This is a genomic window from Corynebacterium spheniscorum, from assembly GCF_900113445.1.
Taxonomy (GTDB): domain Bacteria; phylum Actinomycetota; class Actinomycetes; order Mycobacteriales; family Mycobacteriaceae; genus Corynebacterium; species Corynebacterium spheniscorum.
The window spans coordinates 118517-139785 of record NZ_FOPJ01000003.1 but is presented as its reverse complement, the minus strand read 5'-3'; the positions used below and the strand labels follow the sequence as shown (position 1 = coordinate 139785).

Here is a 21269-nt window from a genome sequence, read left to right as displayed (position 1 = left end):
TCCCCTTCCATGCAGCTAATCGAAACCTTTGTGTCGGACACAATCAATGGGAATCTCTGGAAGGTCATCCCTTACCTCCTGATTCTCGCCGGTGCGTACTTCGGCATCCGAACCATCGTGGTTCAGATCCGAATGATCCCGGAAATGTTCAAAGCGGTCGCCGAAAAACCCGGTGGCCGTGGCCGCACCAAAGAAGAATCCAAAGATGATGGCATCTCGGCATTCAAAGCCTTTACCATCTCAGCAGCCTCGCGCGTAGGTACCGGCAATGTTGCCGGTGTAGCAGTGGCTATCACTACCGGTGGTCCCGGCGCGGTCTTCTGGATGTGGATGATCGCTCTACTCGGTGGCGCTACCGCCTTCGTGGAGTCCACCCTGGCGCAGCTGTGGAAAACCCGAGATGGCGATACCTACCGTGGTGGCCCCGCCTACTACATGACTCGTGGCATGAATGCGCGCTGGTTAGCTGTTATCTTCGCCTTCGCCATCACGATCACCTACGGCTTTGTCTACAACGCCATCCAAACCAACTCGATTGTGGCTGCAGTCGGCGGCTCCATCAGCTCCGACACCCTCACCTCCAAAATGATCATCGGAGCCATCCTCTCCTTGATCACCGCCATGGTTATTTTCGGTGGCGTCAAGCGCATCGCCAGCTTCACCCAGGTGGTTGTGCCCTTCATGGCCGTCACCTACATCATCATCGGCCTGGTGGTACTCGCCCTGAACTACAACGCAGTGCCCGCCATGATCACCGAGATCGTGACCCACGCCCTGGGCTTCAAAGAAATTGCCGGCGCAACCCTTGGCGCTGCTTTCACCAACGGCATGAAGCGCGGTTTGTTCTCCAACGAAGCCGGCCAGGGTTCCGCACCCAACGCCGCCGGTACCGCAACCGTGTCGCACCCGGTTAAGCAGGGCCTGGTGCAAACCCTCGGCGTCTACTTCGACACCATCGTGGTCTGCTCCATCACCGCCTTCATCATCCTGCTATCCGACCCGAAGTTCGGCGAAGGAATCGAATCCTCCAACCTCACCCAATCCGCTCTTGCTGGCGAAGTAGGTGCCTGGGGCGTCCACTTCGTGACCTTCATTCTCTTCTTCCTCGCCTTCAGCTCGATCATCGGCAACACCTACCTGGCACAGTCCAATATCGAGTACTTCACCACCAGCAAGTCCGTTATGACTGGCTTCCGCTTGATGGTCCTGATCTGCGTCTTCGGCGGCGCCATCGGATCGGTGCCGCTGGTGTGGGCTCTGGGCGATACCTTCGCTGGCATCATGGTCTTCATCAACTTGCTCGCCATCGTTCCGCTAGCCGGTGTGGCCATCAAGCTGCTCAAGAATTACTCCCAGCAAAAGGCCCGTGGCCTGGACCCGGTATTCCACAAAGACATGCTCCCCGGCGTGCCCAATATCGAGTGCTGGGAAGGCGATGACGCCGCCACCCAGGGCGCTGCCGAACGCGTCGCTGAGTTCACTGTCCACAAGTAACAAAGGCACTATGACTAACCTGGCAGGGGCTTGCTAGGCTAGCTCAAATGCATCTGAAATCGCTGACGCTCAAAGGTTTCAAGTCCTTTGCTTCAGCGACGACCCTAAAATTCGAGCCGGGCATCTGCGCAGTGGTAGGACCCAACGGGTCCGGTAAATCCAACGTCGTAGATGCCCTTGCTTGGGTTATGGGCGAACAAGGCGCCAAAACACTTCGCGGTGGCTCCATGCAGGACGTCATCTTCGCCGGGACAGGGGACCGTAAACCCCTAGGCCGCGCAGAAGTGACCCTCACCATCGACAACTCCGATGGCAAACTCCCCATCGACTACTCCGAAGTATCAGTCACCCGACGCATGTTCCGCGACGGCGCCAGCGAATACGAAATCAACGGCTCCCGCGCCCGACTGATGGACATCCAGGAACTGCTCAGCGACTCCGGCATCGGCCGCGAAATGCACGTCATCGTTGGCCAGGGACGCCTCGCCCAAATCCTGGAATCACGCCCCGAAGAACGCCGCGCCTACATCGAAGAAGCGGCAGGCGTGCTCAAACACCGCCGGCGTAAAGAAAAAGCGCAACGCAAACTCGTCGGTATGCAAGGCAACCTGGATCGCCTAACTGACCTCACCGAGGAACTAGGCCGCCAGCTCACCCCACTTGCCCGCCAAGCAGAAGCGGCCAAGCGCGCAGCAACCGTACAAGCAGAATTACGCGAAGCACGCCTTGTGCTCGCCGCCGATCAACTGCGCAATCTCCGGCTTAAGGTTCAAGACGCTGTTGCTGAGCAAAACCGGGCGAAGAACCTTGTTGCGGAGACTCAAACTGAGGTCGAGGAATGCGCGGGCGAAGAATTAGGATTGGAACAGGCCCTCAGCGTGGCCACCCCGGAAGCTAAACAAGCCCAGGAACTATGGTTTCAGCTTTCCACTCTCGCAGAACGCGTTAACGCTACCTTGCGGGTTGCCCGGGACCGCGCAAACGCCAGCCTGCCTAGCGAACTGACCCCATCCGGTCCGGATCCGGATGACCTGCTGGCGCGAGCTGAAGCCGCAGAAGAAGAATTCGAGGCCCTACGCGAAACCTGTGAGATCGCCCGGGAACGCCTAGAAACCATCAGCGAAGAAGTAGCCGAAAAAGAAGAAGCTGCCCGCGAAGCAGAAGCCCAACATATGGCCGAGGTACGTGCCTTGGCCGATGCTCGCGAAGGCGTGGTGCGCCTCGTCGCCCAAGAAGAAGCTCAACGCACCCGCCTAGCTGACACCCAAGCTGAAGTTCAACGCCTCGAAGAGTTCCTAGGACAAGCCCTACAAGCATCTGAAGAAGCCGAAGGCGAAGCACTGAGCCTGGAAACCCAACTCGATGCTTTAGAACAAGAACGCCCACCGCTTCTGGAAGCTCAAGATAATGCCGCCAAGGAAGCCCAAGCCGCCGAAGATCGCCTTGAAGAACTCCGCGGCCTCCAACGTGGACACGAGCGCGAGGTCTACACTCTAAGCTCACGCATCGACACCCTTGCCAATAGTGTTCCCAAGAACCCGGAAACCTCCGCTCAAGCACTGGCATCCCAGGGTGATTTCAGCGAACTCGCCCGCCATCTTCACATCGATAAGCGCTTGGCCCGTGCCCTTGGGGCAGCTTTAGGTGAACATGCCGCAGCGATGGTTGGTCAACCAACAAGCCTCCAAGCCCTGGTTGCCGACCTCAGCCACGCTACCCGCACCGTGGTGGTGGTGCCTCTGGAAGGAGATAGCTGGCGGCTAGACGCAGTACTGCCCGATAACACCAGTTGGTTGCTTGACCACCTCAAATTGGAAGCCCCCATTTCCGCCACCATCAACCGCTTATTGGTGGACGTGGTACTCGTTGAGGACGCCGAAAGTGCTCGGGCCGTCATCGAATCAGACCCGCGGCTGCGTGCAGTTACCCCCGGTGGTGTGCTCTACGGTCAAGGCTGGGTGGCTGTCGGTGAGGGACAAAGCTCCCGCGCCGTGGAAGTCAGCGCGGATATCGAAGCAGCTCGTGAAGAACTCACACTTGCTCAGGCGAAACTACAAGAACTATCCGGCACCCTTGAAGGCGCACACCTAAGTGCACAACAAGCCCGCGTTCACGCCGCTGCTGCCACTGCAGCTCTCAAGGAATGTGACACCCGCATCGATAGTGTGAGGCGTGAGGCTGAGCGGGCTCGTAAACAGGCCCAAACCCAGCGCCAAGAACACACTGCTGCTGCCACGCGGCTGGGGGCAGTCGAGGAGCGACTCGCTGAAGCGCAGCGCACCTTAGATGCCACCACCCACCAACTCGCGCATCTTGATGACACCGATGAGATGGCCGAACCATCCACCGAGGCACGCGATGAAGCAGTAGCAACGCTTGCCCAAATCCGTGCCATGGAAATGGAAGCGCGGCTAGCGGCACGTTCTGCCGAAGAGAAAGTGCAAGCAGCGGCAGGCAAAGCACCGGCTTTGCGGCGCCAAGCGCAAGCAGAACAAATGAACCGCGCTCGACAAGCACAAGCCCTAGCGGCCCGCCACCAACGCGTTGAACGCGCCTGCACCATTGCTGAATTAGGGGAGCGGATCGCTGGCCGCTTAAGCGACGCCACCGCCGCAGCTATAACCCGCCGAGATGAAACCGCCGCCACCCAACAGGTGTTGATCGCGAAACTAGGAAAGCTTCGGGAACGCGCAAACACAGCACGAACGAGGCTCCAACACCTCAGCGAGAAAGCTCATGCCGCCGAACTCGCTGCCTCCCGCGCTCAGGTACGACTCGAAGAAGCAGAAACGTCCTTAAGCGAGCAGCTCGGTATCGGCATCGGGGAACTCAACGAATATCCACTGCCGGAAGATTTTTCCCGCCCGCAGTGGACCACGCGACTACGCGAAGCCGAAAAGAACCTCGCCTCGCTCGGCAAGGTGAACCCCCTGGCCTTAGAAGAATTCAAAGCCCTGGAGGAACGCCACAAGTTTTTAAGCACGCAGCTTGATGATGTGATTCGGGCTCGCCGAGACCTCGAAGGTGTTATCGAGGAAGTCGACGAGCGCATCCTCCAGCTCTTTTCTGATGCATGGGCGGATGTCGAAGCGGAATTCCCCAAGGTATTCCACACGCTCTTCCCGGGCGGTGAAGGACGCTTGATCCTCACTAATCCGGAAGATATGTTGACTACCGGCATCGAAGTGGAGGCCCGGCCACCAGGTAAAAAAGTCAAGCGACTATCTTTACTGTCTGGCGGCGAAAAATCACTCACCGCTCTGGCGATGTTGGTGGCTATTTTCCGGGCCCGGCCGAGCCCCTTCTACGTTATGGATGAGGTGGAAGCAGCGCTTGATGATGTGAACTTAAGACGCCTGATCGCGCTATTTGAAGAGCTTCGGGAAGATAGCCAGCTCATTGTTATCACCCACCAAAAACCCACCATGGATGTGGCTAATGTGCTTTATGGCGTGACTATGCGTGGTGACGGAATCACCCGGGTTATTAGCCAACGTATGTCCCCGCCAAGCTCACCTGAGCCTGAACCCACCAAAACTTAAACTTTCTAGCAACGCCCCCGTTTTAACCCAGCCCACATAACTTCTAGAGGGACCCACAGCAAGACACATCATGAGTGACTCACAGTTCGCGACACCCTTTGCCGACCCCACGGACACACTTCTCGGATGGGCTTCACAAACCGAGCTCAACCTCACCCGCATGCTCGCCAAGCACCCCTATTTCCCAGACTGCGGGTGGGGCAATGACAAATTAGAAAAGCTCGAACGCTTCTACGGAATTTTCCTCGCCCGCCAACTAGCAGCCGGCGCGGACATGGGCGCGTTGATGAACGTCACCCCAGCGATGCTCAGCGTCACTCTGATCTCCTGGGCAGCGCACAATAGCGAACACGACACCTTCCTCCATGACTACCTAGTAGGACTGGGATTACACCCCGATGAGGAACGCGAAGCCACCCTTCTACATGACGCCCCGGAATTAATCCGGCGCGCCGGGCTGGCCGTTGTCGAAGGTGCTTCTCCGACGGACCTGATCTTCGCTCACACCGGTGGTCTCACGGCAGCTGAGATCCCCGCGGTATTGGAAGCCTTGGATCGTCATGAAGGCGATATTGATGCTGTCTTGGAAGAAGACCTTCCTGTGCTTCGTCGTAGCTACGAACTCTTCCCGGAAAAGCAGCGCGAGATTCTAGAAGGCATCGTGGCGCTGCGGGAATTCAGCATGCAGCATCCCAGCTCTTGGCTAGACCGTGACCGCACACATCTACGCCCGAGGCTCCCAGTTCTCGTAGCTGAAGCAGTCACCGCGGAACTTCGCGAACGCCCCGCCGGGACCGCCGACCGCGCTTCGGCGGTAGGAGTAGCCACCCGCGAACTACGACCGCGCATTATTTTCGACGGTGCCGCTAAACGCATCCGACTTCGGCTGCCGCAGCAGCGGGTGGCCGAAAATGATGTGGTCTCTTGGCGGGTAAGCCTGGAAGGAACCACACGAGTATTTCGCACCGGCCGCCCGTGGGGTGAACCCACCTACGCCGAAGCACTCGATATCACTTTGCAGCACCAGGTTCGCGAGCTGACTGTCCAAGACGTATCGCACTCCATCACCTGGGTTGTGCCGATTATCGACAGCGAAGATCCGGTGCTGCTATTTGCTGCAGTCAACGGGGAAAATCTTTCTGATAAAGAGTCCTTGCACCACTCCGCGGTCATCGCAATTGCCCCGGAAGACTCCACCTTTGTGGATGTGGTCACCGGAGAAGACATCCCTACCGCCAATGAATTTGCAATCCGCGGATGGGATGGTTGGCGTGGTGTCGAACTAGACCTTTCTACAGCAGCTAGCCTGCAGGTTTTGCGGCCTGGCCAACAACCTTCACCCATGCACCGGCTTCGCTGCGTGGATCCACGCCGCCGGGTACGTTTCCGCAACCCCAGCGCCCCGATCCCCGGGGTCACTACCTCAACGGGGTTGCCGCTCTACGACGATTCTTTGCACGTCGATTTCCCACCCACTCTCTCCGGTGACACCGAAACCTGGTGGCTATCTATTTCTTCTTATGCCGGCGCGGGGCGCATCGGTGAAGAAATTTCTGAACCGGAGGCCATCGAAGTTCCAGCCGAAGGCGGAAGCTTTATGATCTTCGACCCGGAAGCCTATGACGCTCCTTGGGTAGGGGAGTACCTCATTCGTTTACGCGGCCCGCGAAATGAATCCTTCCGTCACCAATTCGCCTTAGTCGAAGGAATGCACGCCACCCAGGAAATTTTGGGGGCCTGCCGTTCCTTCCGCATTCCCGCCCAAGGCGGGCTAAGCGAAGCGCGACTGCATATCCGCCACAATGGGGAAAAGCCCTTTGAGGTATCCCCTGAGGTAGTGCATGTTCCAGCGGATCAGGCATCGGCTGAATTCGTGATCAGCACCGAGGCGGGAGACTGTCTACCGCTGCGCTTCACGCCCTCTCGACTGACGGTGGAAGTTCCGGTGGTCACTCATCCACCAATGTGGCGTGCCTCCCGGTTTAGTTGCCTGCCGCGGGATTTCGATGCGGAAGGCACCTTGAGGATTCGCGGCACGAAGGACATGGGTGATCCCAAGATTGCGGTACGCAATCAGCATGGATCGCCACTGCGTACCTTGAAACTCACCACCGAAGATGGTGGGCGTACCTATACCGCGGCGATGAAGGAGCTAGCTGCCAGTTGCGCGGTACTACCTTCAGGCTCCCTGGAGTTTGAGTGGACTGATCGCAGCGCCGATCGTCGTATTTCGGTGTCCTTGGCGCAACTGACTAGCAGCCCGCATGCCACCGGGGTGCACCTTGAAGATGGTTATTTGATCTTCGATGATCTAGCAGAAGACCGTATGTTGGGTGCGTGGCTGTGGCCGATGAGTGCACCCTGGGAGCCAGGGGAAAAGATCTCGATAAGCGCAAAAACGGAGCTACCAGAACAGTTCTTAGAAGCCGGCCCACTAGCGGTCCAAATTTTCACCGATGATCCCTTCATGGTGCTGCGTGCCCCGCAGGTGCCTGGGCCAAATGCTTTCACGGTGGAACAAGCAGGGTACTTCAAGGCACAGCCGCCAGCACTGGCTGAGTTGTCCGCATTCTTAAGCGGCGAAGCTGAAGAAGCCCCCACGGACCCGCAGGTCATGCCTATTTTGTGGGATAACGTGGAGGTTTCCACCAACCGGGCTGCAATCCTGGATGCACTGGGAGCACACCCAGGTGCGGCGCTACGAGCACTGTCTGATTCTTTGGTGCCAGCAGACCAACAGCCCGGACGCATAATCGCGGCGGGGCTTGTCAATAAGCCCTTCGCTACTGACCTGGAGTTGCTCAGCGACTCCGAGGTACACCGCACCGCATGGATCGGAGCGATGGAATTGCTCGGCCAACTTCCGCGCGTGTGGAAAGCCGTGGAAGATGGCGAGACCCCTCGTAGTGAACTTCGCGAACGCGTGCAGCGCGTGGGTGAGGTAGTCGGACAGGAACTCGTTGACACCTTGTCCACCGGGCGCGATAAGACCCTAGATTCGGCGTGCATTGACCAGTCCACAGTGGCCATTGCGCGGATGGATGCCACGCAGCAAGACACCTTGTTGCAGATGTTCTTCGCCAACGCGGGCATCGTTCCCGGCGCAATGATGCAAGACTCTGCCCGCCTGATGGCAGTGTTTGAGTGCTTTAAGAAACGCGAGGAGCTCATTGAACTCCTTACCAGTGAGGACCTCATCAAGCCTGCTGTCACGCTGCTTCGGGCCTTGCGCGGTAATGATCGTTCGCTTTATGCCTGTGCACGTATCCGCTTCGACAAACTCGATGGCGTTAATACCGAAGCCCGCGAGAACGCCTGGGCGTTAGCGCCGGTGGTTTCCTTGGTCTTCGCTTTATCTGCGCGCCTGCATGCTCATGGGCTGATGGGTAAGTCCAAGACTTTGGACAAGGCGGCTTTAGGTTGGTCGCGTCTGGCGAATGTGGTTCCAGAGCTGGTGACCGGCGATATTATTTCCGCAGAAGCAATGGTGTTGGCAGCCCGCTACCCAGGGATTGCTGGTTAGTGCCGCAGTTGCTCAGATAGGAGTGTGTGATGGAAAAAATTAGCGTCGATTTGAATGTGCTCTTGGCGGATAAAGCGTGGGATACCTTAGCGCCCACGGTTGCTGATGCCCTCACGGCATCAGGCATCAAGGTCACTGAATCCTCCGCGGAGATTATTGAATTCTCCTGTCAGCCGGACAATATGTTGTTGGCGGAATACCAACAAAAAGAAGGCCACTTGCCCATCGAAGAATCTTTGCAGCGCGTGGTCATCAACTGCGAAGCGCCAGCGGATACTGATCTGCGCGCGGTAACAAAGACAGTGGTCTCCGCGCTGCCGGAGGGTGTTTATTGGTATGGCTCCACCAATGAAGGGCACCTAGAGCCTGGCGCGGATGCTGCTTGCCAGTGGCGTCCTTAAGTGTGCAGCGTTGGGGGTAATTCGCGCGGTGGGGTGTGAAAATTTCCCGAAGCTGCCACTATGGAGAACATGACTCCTACGATTTCCTGGATGACAGTTGGCATTATTGCCGCCGTCGTTATTCTTATCCTGCTCGTCATTGTGGTGCTGGTGGGGAAGAAACGGCGTGAAGCTAAGACCGTTCGCTTTGCCAAAGAAGAGGCTCCTAAAGAGCTGACTCGAGAGGAGAAGTCGGGTGATTATCAGGCGAAGGGCGGATTTAATTTCGCTCCTGCAGTTACCGACGCTGCTACCGGGCCGGCCAAGAAGGAGCCGGAACTTTTAGCGAATCAACAGCTGCATCAGGAAGCCAAGCCCAAGGCACAACCTGGAGTAGGGGAGAGCAACGCAGCTTCCATGCCGGTGAAGCTGGAAACCCCGGCCAAGCCGGAAACCCCCGCACCTAAGGCTGCTGAGGAAAAGCCACTAGCCCCAACCGAAGAAGCGGTGGTCGAAGAAGAAACTGAAGCTGCGTCTGCTCCGATCGTCATGCCCGAAGATCGGGATGAAGATACCAAGGTTGAAGCCGTTGCTGAACCTGCGACAGAGGTTAAACCGGAACCCGAAGTAGAAGCGGAACCGGCACCTGTAGTGCAAGAAGAAGCAGAAGCTGCTTCGGCACCCATCGTGATGCCCGAAGATTCGCAGGTTGAGGCACCGGCAGAACCGGCCGAACCGGCCGCCGAACCGACCGTGCCTTCGGAGCCGCGTACCGAGGCAGTATCCGAGGAAGCAGCTGAAGAAGCCTCCGCTCCCATCGTGATGGCCGAAGATAGCAGCGCTAAAGCCAGCGAAACCGCAGGCTCCGAAGCGGTCACTGACCGCACTCCTGCCGAAAATCTTGAGCCCGAAGCTGCCGCAGTACCGCCTGTTCCGGATACCCCGGAGCCACAAGAACCTGAAGCAGCCGAAGCACAACCTCAGGTAGCGGATACCCCGGAACCGAAACCTCAAGCACAGGAAGCCCACGAAGCCGCAGAAGCAGCCCAAAGCACCGTTGAAGGCGCAGAAGCTGCACTCGCTGAACCTCACCCGGCACCCAGTGCTGAGACTGAAGTTGCTCCAGTCCCCGAAACGCAGCAGCTTGATGACATTGCTCCGGCGGCCGGCCGCATTGGTCGCCTCCGTGGTCGTTTATCGCGTTCCCAAAATGCGATCGGCCAGGGCCTGCTCGGTATTCTCACCGCCGGTGACCTCGATGAGGACGCATGGGAAGAAATCGAAGACACGCTCATCATGGCGGACCTCGGTGCCAGCGTGACCGCTGAAGTTGTTGACCAACTTCGCGAAAAGATCGCAGCCCACGGTGTGTCCTCTGAAGCTGAGGCTCGCGCTATGCTGCGCGAAACCCTGATCGACGCCGGCCGCCCGGATATGGACCGTTCCATTAAGGCCATGCCCTATCAAGGCAAGCCGGCAGTGGTTTTGGTTGTGGGTGTCAACGGCACCGGCAAGACCACCACCACCGGCAAACTTGCTCGCGTGCTGACCTCCATGGGACATAAGGTGCTGCTCGGTGCCGCCGATACCTTCCGTGCTGCGGCAGCTGACCAGCTAGAAACCTGGGGCCGTCGCGTAGGTGCCACCACCGTGCGCGGTAAAGAAGGCGCTGACCCAGCATCCGTCGCCTTCGATGCTGTGGCCCGTGGCGTGGAAGAACATGCCGATGTGGTGCTCGTGGATACCGCTGGGCGCCTACATACCTCCCAAGGGTTGATGGATCAGCTCGGCAAGGTGAAGCGAGTAGTCGAAAAGAAAGCCAAGGTCGATGAAGTCCTCTTGGTTCTTGATGCCACCGTCGGCCAAAACGGCTTGATGCAAGCTCGAATCTTCCGAGATGTCGTGGATATCACCGGTGTTGTACTCACCAAACTCGATGGCACCGCTAAGGGCGGCATCGTCTTTAGGGTCCAAGAAGAACTCGGTGTGCCGGTGAAACTCGTTGGTCTCGGCGAAGGTGCCGATGACCTGGCACCCTTCGAAGTTGAAGGCTTCGTCGACGCACTGCTGGGCAGCAAACGCTAACACTATTCGGGTGAATCAGCGTTGTGGATGTACGTACGTCTCGTTGTTTTACTGTGACTAATTACCCTTAGATAGGGGTAATTGCACAGTCGAGATCCCTCAACCATGGATCTCTGGGTTTATGTTTTATCCATGACGCATTCGCCCACCTACCTTCTGGTCGTTCTCGGGTGTTCCATTGCCCTCTTGGTCTTCTTGATCAACTGGCGCACCAAAATGCACCCCTTCCTGGCCCTTACTACTGTCTCCTTCGTCGCCGCGATCGCGGCGGGCATGCCCTATGCAGAAGTACCCCACCTGCTCATCAAAGGCGCAGGCGGCAGCCTGGGCCATACCGGCCTGGTGGTGTTCTTCGGCGCAATGCTCGGCCGCCTGCTCGCAGACTCCGGCGCCGTTGGTCGTCTCGCCGACCTCGTCATTGAACACAGCTCACCCAAAACCGCACCGTGGGTGATGACTGCAGTTGCCTTCCTCATTGGCATCCCCATGTTCTTCGAGGTCGGCCTCGTCGTTCTGATGCCGGTCATCTATGCGGTCGCCCTGCGACTAGAAGTCGCCGCTGGTCGCCCCAAGACCTGGTATCTTCGCATCCTCATCCCCGCCATTGCAGCGCTATCCTGCCTCCACGGCATGCTGCCGCCGCACCCCGGTCCCGTTATCGCCGTCAATGGCCTGGGAGCTAATACGGGCCTCACCATTGGCCTTGGTCTGATCTGCGCCATTCCCTCGGTGATTGTCGCCGGCCCGCTTTATGCTCGCTTTATTGCTCCGCGGATTGATTTGGAACCGGGCAAGGACCTCATCCGCCAATACACCGGCACCACCGTGGAAGCTGCCATGGCAGGCAAAGGCTCTGCCGTTGCGCTGAAAGAAGAAGCCCGCGCCAAGGCTCATAGCGATCATGGGGAAGAAGATGAAGAACCCCTACGCACCGTGCCCACCTGGTTGAGCTTCGTGTGCGTCCTGGTTCCCGTGGTCCTCATGCTGGTGGAAACCCTGGTTCAGCTGCTCGCCCCCAATAACGAAAAACTGGTGGAATTCGCTGGCGTAATCGGTGACCCTGCCGTCGCCATGTTCCTGGCAGTGCTTTTTGCTGCCGTGGCTCTTAGCTTCGCCAGCGGCATGAGTGGTTCCCGTATCCGCAAGACCTTCGGTGCTTCCCTCGGGTCGGTTGCCGGCGTGGCCCTCATCATCGCCGGTGGCGGCATGTTCAACAAGGTCCTGAAATCCTCCGGCATCGGTGATGCCATCGTGGAGGTCACCAGCCACCTGGATATGAACTACATCCTGCTCGGCTGGCTCATCGGCACCATTTTGTCCTTCTGCACTGGCTCCGCCACGGTGGGCATTGTGTCGGCCACCGGCATCCTTGCCCCACTGGTCGTAGGTATGCCCCCGGCTTATGTCTCCCTGGTGGTCATCGCGATCGGCTCTGGTTCCATCTCCTTTAACTGGGTCAACCACGCAGGCTTCTGGTTCGTGAAGGAATCCTTCGGCATGACCCTTGGCCAGGCCACCAAGACGCACATGACTGTGCAAACCCTGGTTGCCTTCATGGGCCTCCTCTTCGCCCTGCTGCTCTCACTCTTTGTCTAGGGCCCCGCAGGTAGCAACCCCGCAAGCAACCACCCCGGCACTAGCCACCCCCCGCGCATAGACCGAGGTGGTCTAATAGAGAGCATGTCTGATGTACTGAGCGGCTTCGCATCCGTCGCGCTGATAATTTTCACCGGCTGGATGCTAGGCCGCTCCGGCATCTTAGGGACCAGCGGCGGCAAAGTGCTCAACCAAGTCGTCTTCTGGGTCGCCATGCCCTGCCTGCTTATCAGCACCCTCGCCGATGGCGATAGCACCCACATCCTCGGCAAACCCTTCCTCGTCGCAGCCACATCCGCACTGCTCACGGGCATCCTCTATGTGCTTTTAGCCCGCCCACTGCTGGGCCAACGCGGCCCAGAATTAGTCAGCGGCGCCATGGCCTCTAGCTACAACAATGTCGCCAACCTAGGTATCCCGATCGTCGTGGCAGTTGTTGGTGATCCCACCGTCGCGGTGCCAGCCCTTCTCTTCCAAATCGCTGGATACGCCCCGCTGTGCCTCAGCATTTTCGACACCATGACCAGAAGCGCTGGATCGCATTGGTGGACGCCCCTGAAAAACCCCATGACCATCGCCGCAGTCATCGGCATCACCTTGTCCCTGCTGCCATGGCAACCCCCGCATGTCATCATGGACCCCATCCACCAGATCGGGTATGCCGCTATCCCGCTGGCACTGATCGTGTTTGGCATCTCCATGTACGGGGCACCCATGTTGCGCCGCGGCATCTCCCCGCGCCGGGCAGTAGCACTGGCATCGGTACTGAAACTCGTCGTCCACCCCGCGCTTGCTTTCGGGGCAGCAGTGTTGCTGGGCTTGGAAGACCAAGCGCTGCTAGCAGCAGTGGTGGTGGCCGCTTTACCGACCGCGCAGAATGTTTTTATCTTCAGCTCACGCTATGCCCGCCACGTCGGCACCGGCCTAGTTCAGGCCCGTGATTGTGCGCTGGTTACCTCCATGGCATGTGTGCCAGTCATTTTATTGATCACCCTTGCTTTAAGATGAACTCAACGCCGCGCGAAAGGACCCTTCCCGCTATGAAACTCGTGACCGCTGTGGTCAAGCCCTTTACCCTCGATGACATCCGCGAAGCACTCGAACAATTGGGGGTGCGCGGCATGACCGTCAGCGAAACCCAAGGTTTTGGTCAACAACGCGGCCACACTGAGGTTTATCGCGGCGCTGAATACGCCACCGACTTCGTCCCCAAAGTTAAAGTCGAAGTCCTCACCGACGATGACCACAGTGAAGATGTCGTCAAAGCCATCGTGGATGCCGCCTGCACCGGAAAAATCGGTGATGGCAAAGTGTGGGTCACCGCCGTTGAAGAGGTCATTCGAGTAAGAACCGGCGAGCGTGGCTCCTCAGCTGTCTAAGTCGCCCAGCCAACTACGCGAGGAATCCCAAGCCAAAGCCCTCGCCGTGATTGACACTTTGGCGTTGCCCCAAGGCACCGCACTAGTGGCAACTGGGTCCTTAGCGCGCGAGGAAATGACCCCCTACTCGGACCTGGATCTGCTGCTGATCCACGGGCCCACCCCGCCGCCAGATCAAGAACTAGAGCGCCTCTGGTACCCGCTATGGGATGCCGGGTTTCGCGTGGACTATTCCCTGCGAACACCCGCTGAGTGCGCCAGCCTGCTGAACGCAAACTCAACCAGCGCCCTTGCCATGCTGGAGATGAAGCACCTGCGTGGGGACGCGGAATTAACCCAACAGGCTAGAGAAAAAACTCTCAAACAATGGCGCCGCGAAATTGCGCGGAACTTCGAAGCACTGGTCGACACCGCGATCGCCCGCTGGCGGCGCTCCGGATCCGTGGTGACCATGACGCACCCGGATCTTAAAAATGGGCGCGGGGGACTGCGCGATCTCGAGCTAATGCATGCCCTAGCGCTAGCGAATCTATGTGATATTCCGCCGCTGAACTCCTCGAAGAAACTCCTGCTCGATACCCGCGTGCTGTTACACGCCGATGCTCGCCGCCACCGTGATGTCCTCGACCCCGAATTCGCCGCCGCGATTGCCGAACCTTTGGGATTCCCGGACCGCTATGAGCTTTCGGCAGCTTTAGGCAATGCCGCTCGCGATATTGATGAGGCATTAACCCAGGCTATGGCTGCTTCCCGAGCTCTGCTGGGAAGGAAGAAAATTCTGCGGCGGGCCCCACGCATGCCGGTAGACAAAGACGTGGTGGAAGCTGCAGGCGAGTTGACGCTAGCGAAAAAAGCAGATCTTTCCGACCCCACATTGCTGCTTCGCTTTGCTGCCGCAGCCGCACGCACCGGATTAAAAATCGACCCAAATATCTGGGAGCAGCTAAAGAAACTCCCACCCATGCCAGAAGGACGATGGCCACGCAACGCCGTGGAGGACTTCTTCTCGCTTTTAAGCGCCCCAGAACACCTAGTAGAGATCATCAGGATGCTTGACCGCCAAGAACTATGGGGTTCTTTAATTCCTGGCTGGGATCATATTCGCGATCGCCTACCGCGCGAACGCACCCACATCCACACCATTGATCAACACCTCGTCAACTGTGTTGCACTGTGTGCTGAAGCGCGTCTTCGAGGCCCCGTAGCACGACCCGATCTCTTATCCCTAGCAGCGCTTTTCCACGATATCGGCAAAGGCTATGACCGTCCTCATGAACAAGTAGGTGCGGAGTACGCAGCCCGCATGGCCCAAACCCTAGGTCTTAATCCGCGCGCTAGCCGCTGCGTTCAAACCCTGGTAGCAGAGCACACCACCATCGCCCGACTAGCCGCTCGCTGCGACCCCTATGATGATGAGCCCGTCGATCAGCTTCTTGATGCCGTGCACTATGACCTACTCATCTTGGACATGCTCGAGGTTCTAGCCGAAGCAGATGCCCAAGCTACTGGCCCCGGGGTGTGGAATACCCGCCTAGAATCCGCCACCCGCATTCTTTGCTCCCGGGCCCGCACCCAATTACGCACCTTGCACCCCATGCCTCCGATGGTTGCAGCACCTCAAGATACCGAGCTGCGCACCCATGAAGACCGCGATACCGTGCACTGGGCAGGGGAGGACCCCCAAGAAGTCTTGGCGGTTATCGCAGCCAAAGCCTGGAGCATCACCGGTGCCCGCATTAACGCTGATGCTGGGCACTATGCCGGAGAATTCGATGTGCGAAGCACTACCGGGAGCCCACCAGATCCAGTGGAATTCACCCAGGCCTATAGCTCGCGGGTACATGTGCGTACCCCCAAAGCCCAGCCAGCCCCCACCGCTACCTATTGGCATGGCAATGTGCTGGATATCCGCACTGTGGATCGCCCCGGTGCGCTTGCCAATCTCATTGCCGCTTTACCGCAGTTGAAGTGGCTGGTGATGAAGAAACGCGGCAGTACTTTGATCACCACCTGCCGCCTAGAATCCCACCCAGATCGGGCCGCGGTGGAGAGAGCTGTTCGAGAGCGGCTAACATAAAGCGGTTAGAACTGACCACAAACCTCAGGAGAATCCAACGTGTTTGAGTCTTTGTCCGACCGGTTGACCGGTGCCCTCAGTGGACTGCGGGGCAAAGGCCGCCTCACTGAGGCCGATATTAATGCCACCGCCCGCGAAATCCGTCTCGCCCTCTTAGAGGCTGACGTTTCGCTCACCGTGGTACGCGGCTTCATTAAGCGCATCAAGGAGCGTGCCGCGGGCGCCGAGGTTTCCGAGGCCCTCAACCCGGCCCAGCAGGTTATCAAGATTGTTAATGAGGAACTCATCCAAATCCTGGGTGGGGAGACTCGTCGCCTGCAGCTAGCGAAGAACCCACCCACCGTCATTATGTTGGCGGGTCTTCAAGGTGCCGGTAAAACCACACTGGCCGGTAAATTAGCCCACCACCTCGGCAAGCAGGGGCACACCCCCATGCTGGTGGCCTGCGACTTGCAGCGCCCCGGTGCGGTGCAACAGCTGCAGATCGTCGGTGAACGCGCTGGGGTACCCACCTTCGCGCCGGACCCCGGTACCTCTGTTGATTCCTCTGAGCATGAAATGGGCACCTCCCACGGTGACCCAGTTGATGTGGCTCGCCGCGGTATCGAAGAAGCCCGCCGCTTGCAGCACGATGTGGTGATCGTGGATACCGCCGGCCGTTTGGGTATCGATGAAACCCTGATGACCCAGGCCCGCAATATCCGTGATGCGGTGAACCCGGACGAAGTCCTCTTCGTTATTGACGCGATGATTGGTCAAGATGCGGTCACCACCGCCGAGGCCTTCCGCGATGGCGTTGATTTCACGGGCGTGGTCCTAACCAAACTTGATGGTGATGCCCGCGGCGGTGCGGCACTGTCCATCCGTGAGGTCACCGGCAAGCCGATCATGTACGCATCCACCGGTGAAAAACTGGATGACTTCGATGTCTTCCACCCGGAGCGGATGGCCAGCCGAATCCTGGGCATGGGCGATATGCTTTCGCTCATCGAGCAGGCCGAGCAGATGCTGGACCAAGAAAAGGCGCAGGAAACTGCGGCGAAGATTGGTACCGGTGAGCTCACCTTGGAAGACTTCCTGGATCAGATGCTGATGATCCGCCGCATGGGTCCAATCGGCAATCTGCTGAAGATGCTGCCTGGTGGCAAGCAGATGAACCAGATGGCCGACATGGTCGATGAAAAACAACTCGACCGAATCCAAGCGATCATCCGCGGTATGACCCCGGCAGAGCGAGCCAACCCGAAGATCCTGAACGCTTCGCGGCGTAAGCGTATTGCCGCTGGTTCCGGTGTGAAGGTTTCCGATGTCAACCAACTGGTGGAACGCTTCTTCGAAGCCAAGAAGATGATGGGCAAGATGGCCGGCCAATTCGGCATGGGCCCAGCTGGCCGCAGTGCCACCAAGAAGAAGCCCAAGGGGCGTCGCGGTAAGGGCGGTAAGCGTAAGCCCGCGAAGCAGCGTCGCCCACAGATGCCTCAGGGCATGCCGGGCATGCCTGATATGGCGCAGCTACAGCAACTCCAACAACAAATGGAGGGTGGTGCTGGGATGCCGGGTATGCCCAATATCCCTGGGATGCCGGGTATGCCGAAAATGCCGAAGGGCATGGAAAATATCGACCTGAATAACCTCGACTTCAACCGGAAGAAGAAATAGGGTAAAATCCCTCGGGTTGCTTTAAGTGAGCAACTTTCCTGCGTCACACCGTCACCGACTACGGTCGGCCGGGGTTTGTCACGCGCAGGTTAAATCCAAGGGCTGAACCGGCTCACTTTCCTTCAAAAGGTGAGCGCCTGTACTGCCCGGTGACCGCGAAAAGGAATATATACATGGCTGTCAAAATCAAGCTCCAGCGCCTGGGTAAGATCCGTACCCCGCACTACCGCGTCATCATCGCTGATGCTCGCACCCGCCGCGATGGCAAGGTCATCGAGAACATCGGTGTCTACGAGCCGAAGGCTGATCCCTCTGTCATCAAGATCGACTCCGAGCGTGTCCAGTACTGGCTGGGTGTCGGTGCACAGCCGACCGAACCGGTGCTGGCTCTGCTGAAGGTGACCGGCGACTGGCAGAAGTTCAAGGGCCTGCCGGGTGCCGAAGGTACCCTCAAGGTGGCCGAAGAGAAGAAGTCCAAGCTGGAACTCTTCAACGAAGCTTTGGCTGAAGCCAACAATGGCCCCTCCGTGGAAGCCATCACCGAGAAGAAGCGCAAGGCTAAGGAAGAAAAGGAAGCCAAGGCTGCTGCCGAGAAGGAAGCCGCTGAAAAGGCTGAGGCCGCTGAAAAGGCTGAGGAAGCTGCTTCCGAAGAAGCCGCTGAATAATCTTCGCGATTAATATCGCACCAAGTTAAAGCACCGACCTGGACTAAGGTCGGTGCTTTTGCTTTCGCATTGTTAGGATCAACCTCATGGATGAGCGTGATGAGCAGGCTCTGAAAGCCGTCAAACTCTATTATGAAGCCGGCCTCAGCCAGGCCGAAGTTGCCGCAGAGATTGGGGTCTCGCGACCTACTGCCGCACGCCTACTCGCGCACGCCAAAGATCGTGGCTTTGTCACCATCGAGATCCATGACCCCCGCGAACAAGGCGGAGAGATCTCCACCCAGCTACTGGAAAAATTCGGCCAATACGGCCTGACTGATGCCCGCGTGGTGGCCACTGCCCGCAGCGATCAGGAACAGCTCCTCAAAGAACTCGGCCGTGCCGGGGCAGAGGTATTAGAAGAACGCGTGAAAGATGGTGACCTACTCGGTGTTAGTTGGGGCACCACGATGTTCGCAGTCGCACGAGCCTTAACCCCAACCAGTCGCCGTGGTGTGGAGATTGTGCAGCTCAAAGGCGGAATGAGCTATACCGAATCCTCCACCAATGATATTGAAACCATCAACCTGTTTTGTCGAGCATTTGATGCTTATGCCCGCACCCTGCCGCTTCCGGTGATCTTCGATAACGCTGAAACCAAGCGGGTGGTGGAAAAAGACCGCCATATTAAACAGCTCTTAGAACTGGGCGCGCATACCGATATCGTGATCTTCACGGTGGGGCATACCCATGTCGATGCCCTGACTATGTCTTTGGGGTACCTCAGCGAAGAAGAACGCGAACAGCTCTCCCGTGTTGCGGTAGGAGATGCATGTTCGCGTTTCTATACCCGTGATGGTCAGATCGCACTACCTAGTGTCGATGAGCGGACCGTGGGCATTAGCCTCGATGCCTTAGCTTCGCGGCCCACCCGCATTTTAGTTGCTGGTGGGCGCTGGAAAGCAGAAGCCATCGAGGTTGCCCTGCGCATGGGGTTGGCTACCCATTTGGTGATTGACCGAGAAACTGCGCAGGACATTGTGGATTAGGTTGCCTTAGAGGGCGACCACACCCACGATGGCGGCGTTGAGCATATTGGTGCAGAAGCCACCAAAGAGTGCCTTCATGCCAAGCTGTGCCACATCGCTGCGGCGTTCCGGGGAAAGCGCACCGAAAGCACCGATTTGAATGGCGATAGAAGACAGGTTCGCGAAACCAGCCAGCGCGAAGGTGCTGATCATAATTGCGCGGGGGCTAAGCGTATCGACGTGCTCAGAGAAGCTGGTGTAGCCAACGAACTCATTGAGGATCGTCTTTTGGCCAATGAAGTTACCGACTATGGAAGCTTCTTCCCACGGCACACCGATAGCCCAGGCCAGTGGTGCGAAAATCGAGCCGAATAGACCTTCCAAGGTCCAGCCTTCTTGACCGAAGATATGCCCGATCCCACCCAGGAGTGCGGAGATCATGGAGATCAGCGCAATGAAGGCAATCAACATGCAAGCCACCGTGACAGCAATGCGACCACCAGCGATGGCGCCAGATCCGAGGGCGTCGATAACATTTTTATTTTCTTCATCTCGGATATGCCGCACATCCACCGAGGCAATGGACTTTTCGGTTTCCGGCATCAGTGCTTTAGCCACAATAAGCGAACCAGGTGCGTTCATAATAGATGCGGCCAAGAGATAGGGAAGTGGTGCGCCCAAAAGCGAATAGCCGATCAGGGTGGAACCAGCAACGGAGGCAAAACCACCGGTCATACAGGCAAATAGCTCGGAGCGGGTGAGTTTATTTAGCCACGGACGAATAACCAGTGGGGCTTCAGATTGCCCGAGGAAGACCACGGTGGCAGCCCACACGGACTCAATTTTCGAGGTCCCTAGGAGTTTATTAAGTGCGGTGCCGACGATCTCAACGAACCATTGCAAGATGCGCAGGTAGTAGAGCAAGGCGATGAGTGCGCCGAGGAAAATAATCACCGGCAAAACGTTGAGGGCGAAGGTGAAGCCAATACTGTCGCCGAAGAGCGGGCCGAATACGAAGCTCGTGCCTTCGGAGGTGAAGTCAATGAGTTTGGTGATGCCATCGGCGGTGGCTTTGAGCGCATGGAATCCAGGCTCCCACTTCAACACGATGAGCGCGAAAACAATTTGGAGGATGATACCCACGCCGAGGGTGCGCCAATTGATTTTGCGGCGATGGGAAGAGAAGGCGATTAAGACGCCGAAGATCAAGATGATGCCGATGAGGCCTTGAAAGCGTTCCATCAGAATTGCGTCTTTCCGTTAGTGTTCGCCGTGGTCATCAGGGCTGTGTAAAGCCTCTGGGCCAAATGAATGCGGAAGCAAGTCGGCGAAAGGTAGCTGAATGGGGGAGCCGCTTTCGTCTTCAACGATGACGCCGCGGCAGTTGAATTCGCGTAGTACTTGTCGGCATGCACCACAGGGCCAGCAGGGGGCGGCTTGGAGTCCGACGACCGCGACAGTATCGACTTGGATATTCGGGCCAAGTGCAGCAACCGCGGTGGTAATAGCGTTTCTTTCGGCACAGATCGCTTCACCATAGGCAGCGTTTTCGACATTGCAGCCGCAGATGATTTCCCCGGTGGTGGTGATGATGGCAGCCCCAACCGGGAAGTGTGAGTAGGGGGCGTAAGCGTTGTGGGCGGCTTCGCGGGCCGCTGTCAGGAGGGCGGCGTGATCCACGATGATCCTTTCTTCCCTTCGTTCCCAAGCCGTGCACCGGTGCTGGGGCATCCCCAACTGCGGGGCATTCCCCACCGCGAGCGCTGTTCCAAACCTATCCGTTGTGAACAAAAGGAAAATGTGTAGTTGACAATTGTTCTACCCCGGATGATAATGGGACCACAGCCCAATACGCAAGTGGT

At 58.0% G+C, this 21269-nt stretch carries 14 protein-coding genes; 12 read left to right on the top strand and 2 right to left on the bottom strand.

Features of this window, described 5'->3' with window-relative positions:
* Positions 1–9 precede the first annotated feature (9 nt).
* The 12 genes from BMZ01_RS03480 (at position 10) to BMZ01_RS03425 (ending at position 19428) form a co-directional block, all read left to right on the top strand.
* Positions 10–1494: an alanine/glycine:cation symporter family protein gene (locus tag BMZ01_RS03480; protein WP_092284466.1), complete on the top strand. Its 1485-nt coding sequence runs from the start codon at positions 10–12 to the stop codon at positions 1492–1494.
* Positions 1495–1541: 47 nt separating this feature from the next.
* Positions 1542–5036: a chromosome segregation protein SMC gene (gene smc / locus BMZ01_RS03475; RefSeq protein WP_092284464.1), complete on the top strand. Its 3495-nt coding sequence runs from the start codon at positions 1542–1544 to the stop codon at positions 5034–5036.
* A 70-nt stretch (positions 5037–5106) separates the two neighbouring features.
* On the top strand, positions 5107–8559 hold the full coding sequence (locus BMZ01_RS03470; protein ID WP_092284462.1) for a hypothetical protein: 3453 nt from the start codon (positions 5107–5109) through the stop codon (positions 8557–8559).
* A gap of 29 nt (positions 8560–8588) precedes the next feature.
* A complete protein-coding gene (locus BMZ01_RS03465) occupies positions 8589–8960 on the top strand; it encodes a hypothetical protein (protein ID WP_092284460.1) in 372 nt (123 codons plus the stop codon).
* A gap of 69 nt (positions 8961–9029) precedes the next feature.
* Positions 9030–11024, top strand: coding sequence for a signal recognition particle-docking protein FtsY (gene ftsY / locus BMZ01_RS03460; protein WP_395890741.1), 1995 nt, complete (start codon positions 9030–9032; stop codon positions 11022–11024).
* A gap of 105 nt (positions 11025–11129) precedes the next feature.
* Positions 11130–12620 carry a GntP family permease gene (locus BMZ01_RS03455; protein WP_244887572.1) on the top strand — a complete coding sequence of 497 codons (1491 nt, stop codon included), beginning with the start codon at positions 11130–11132 and terminating at the stop codon, positions 12618–12620.
* An 84-nt stretch (positions 12621–12704) separates the two neighbouring features.
* On the top strand, positions 12705–13628 hold the full coding sequence (locus BMZ01_RS03450) for an AEC family transporter (protein ID WP_223845861.1): 924 nt from the start codon (positions 12705–12707) through the stop codon (positions 13626–13628).
* Between the two features lie 32 nt (positions 13629–13660).
* The gene (locus tag BMZ01_RS03445) at positions 13661–13999 is read left to right on the top strand and encodes a P-II family nitrogen regulator (RefSeq protein WP_092284454.1); all 339 of its coding nucleotides are present in this window, start codon (positions 13661–13663) and stop codon (positions 13997–13999) included.
* Entirely contained in the window at positions 13980–16076 is a 2097-nt protein-coding gene (locus BMZ01_RS03440; RefSeq protein WP_223845860.1) for a [protein-PII] uridylyltransferase, read from the top strand. The genes BMZ01_RS03445 and BMZ01_RS03440 overlap by 20 nt, the downstream gene beginning before the upstream one ends.
* Positions 16077–16115: 39 nt before the next feature.
* On the top strand, positions 16116–17735 hold the full coding sequence (ffh, locus tag BMZ01_RS03435) for a signal recognition particle protein (protein ID WP_092284452.1): 1620 nt from the start codon (positions 16116–16118) through the stop codon (positions 17733–17735).
* Positions 17736–17908: 173 nt separating this feature from the next.
* Complete coding sequence (rpsP, locus tag BMZ01_RS03430) at positions 17909–18400, top strand: 30S ribosomal protein S16 (protein WP_092284450.1); 492 nt, start codon at positions 17909–17911, stop codon at positions 18398–18400.
* Positions 18401–18486: 86 nt separating this feature from the next.
* A complete protein-coding gene (locus tag BMZ01_RS03425) occupies positions 18487–19428 on the top strand; it encodes a sugar-binding transcriptional regulator (RefSeq protein ID WP_092284448.1) in 942 nt (313 codons plus the stop codon).
* Positions 19429–19434: 6 nt separating this feature from the next.
* On the opposite strand, the gene BMZ01_RS03420 is transcribed toward BMZ01_RS03425, so the two are convergent.
* Both BMZ01_RS03420 and cdd read right to left on the bottom strand, forming a co-directional pair.
* Positions 19435–20649, bottom strand: coding sequence for a NupC/NupG family nucleoside CNT transporter (locus tag BMZ01_RS03420; protein ID WP_092284446.1), 1215 nt, complete (start codon positions 20647–20649; stop codon positions 19435–19437).
* Positions 20650–20667: 18 nt separating this feature from the next.
* The gene (gene cdd, locus BMZ01_RS03415; protein WP_092284715.1) at positions 20668–21138 is read right to left on the bottom strand and encodes a cytidine deaminase; all 471 of its coding nucleotides are present in this window, start codon (positions 21136–21138) and stop codon (positions 20668–20670) included.
* Positions 21139–21269 lie beyond the last annotated feature (131 nt).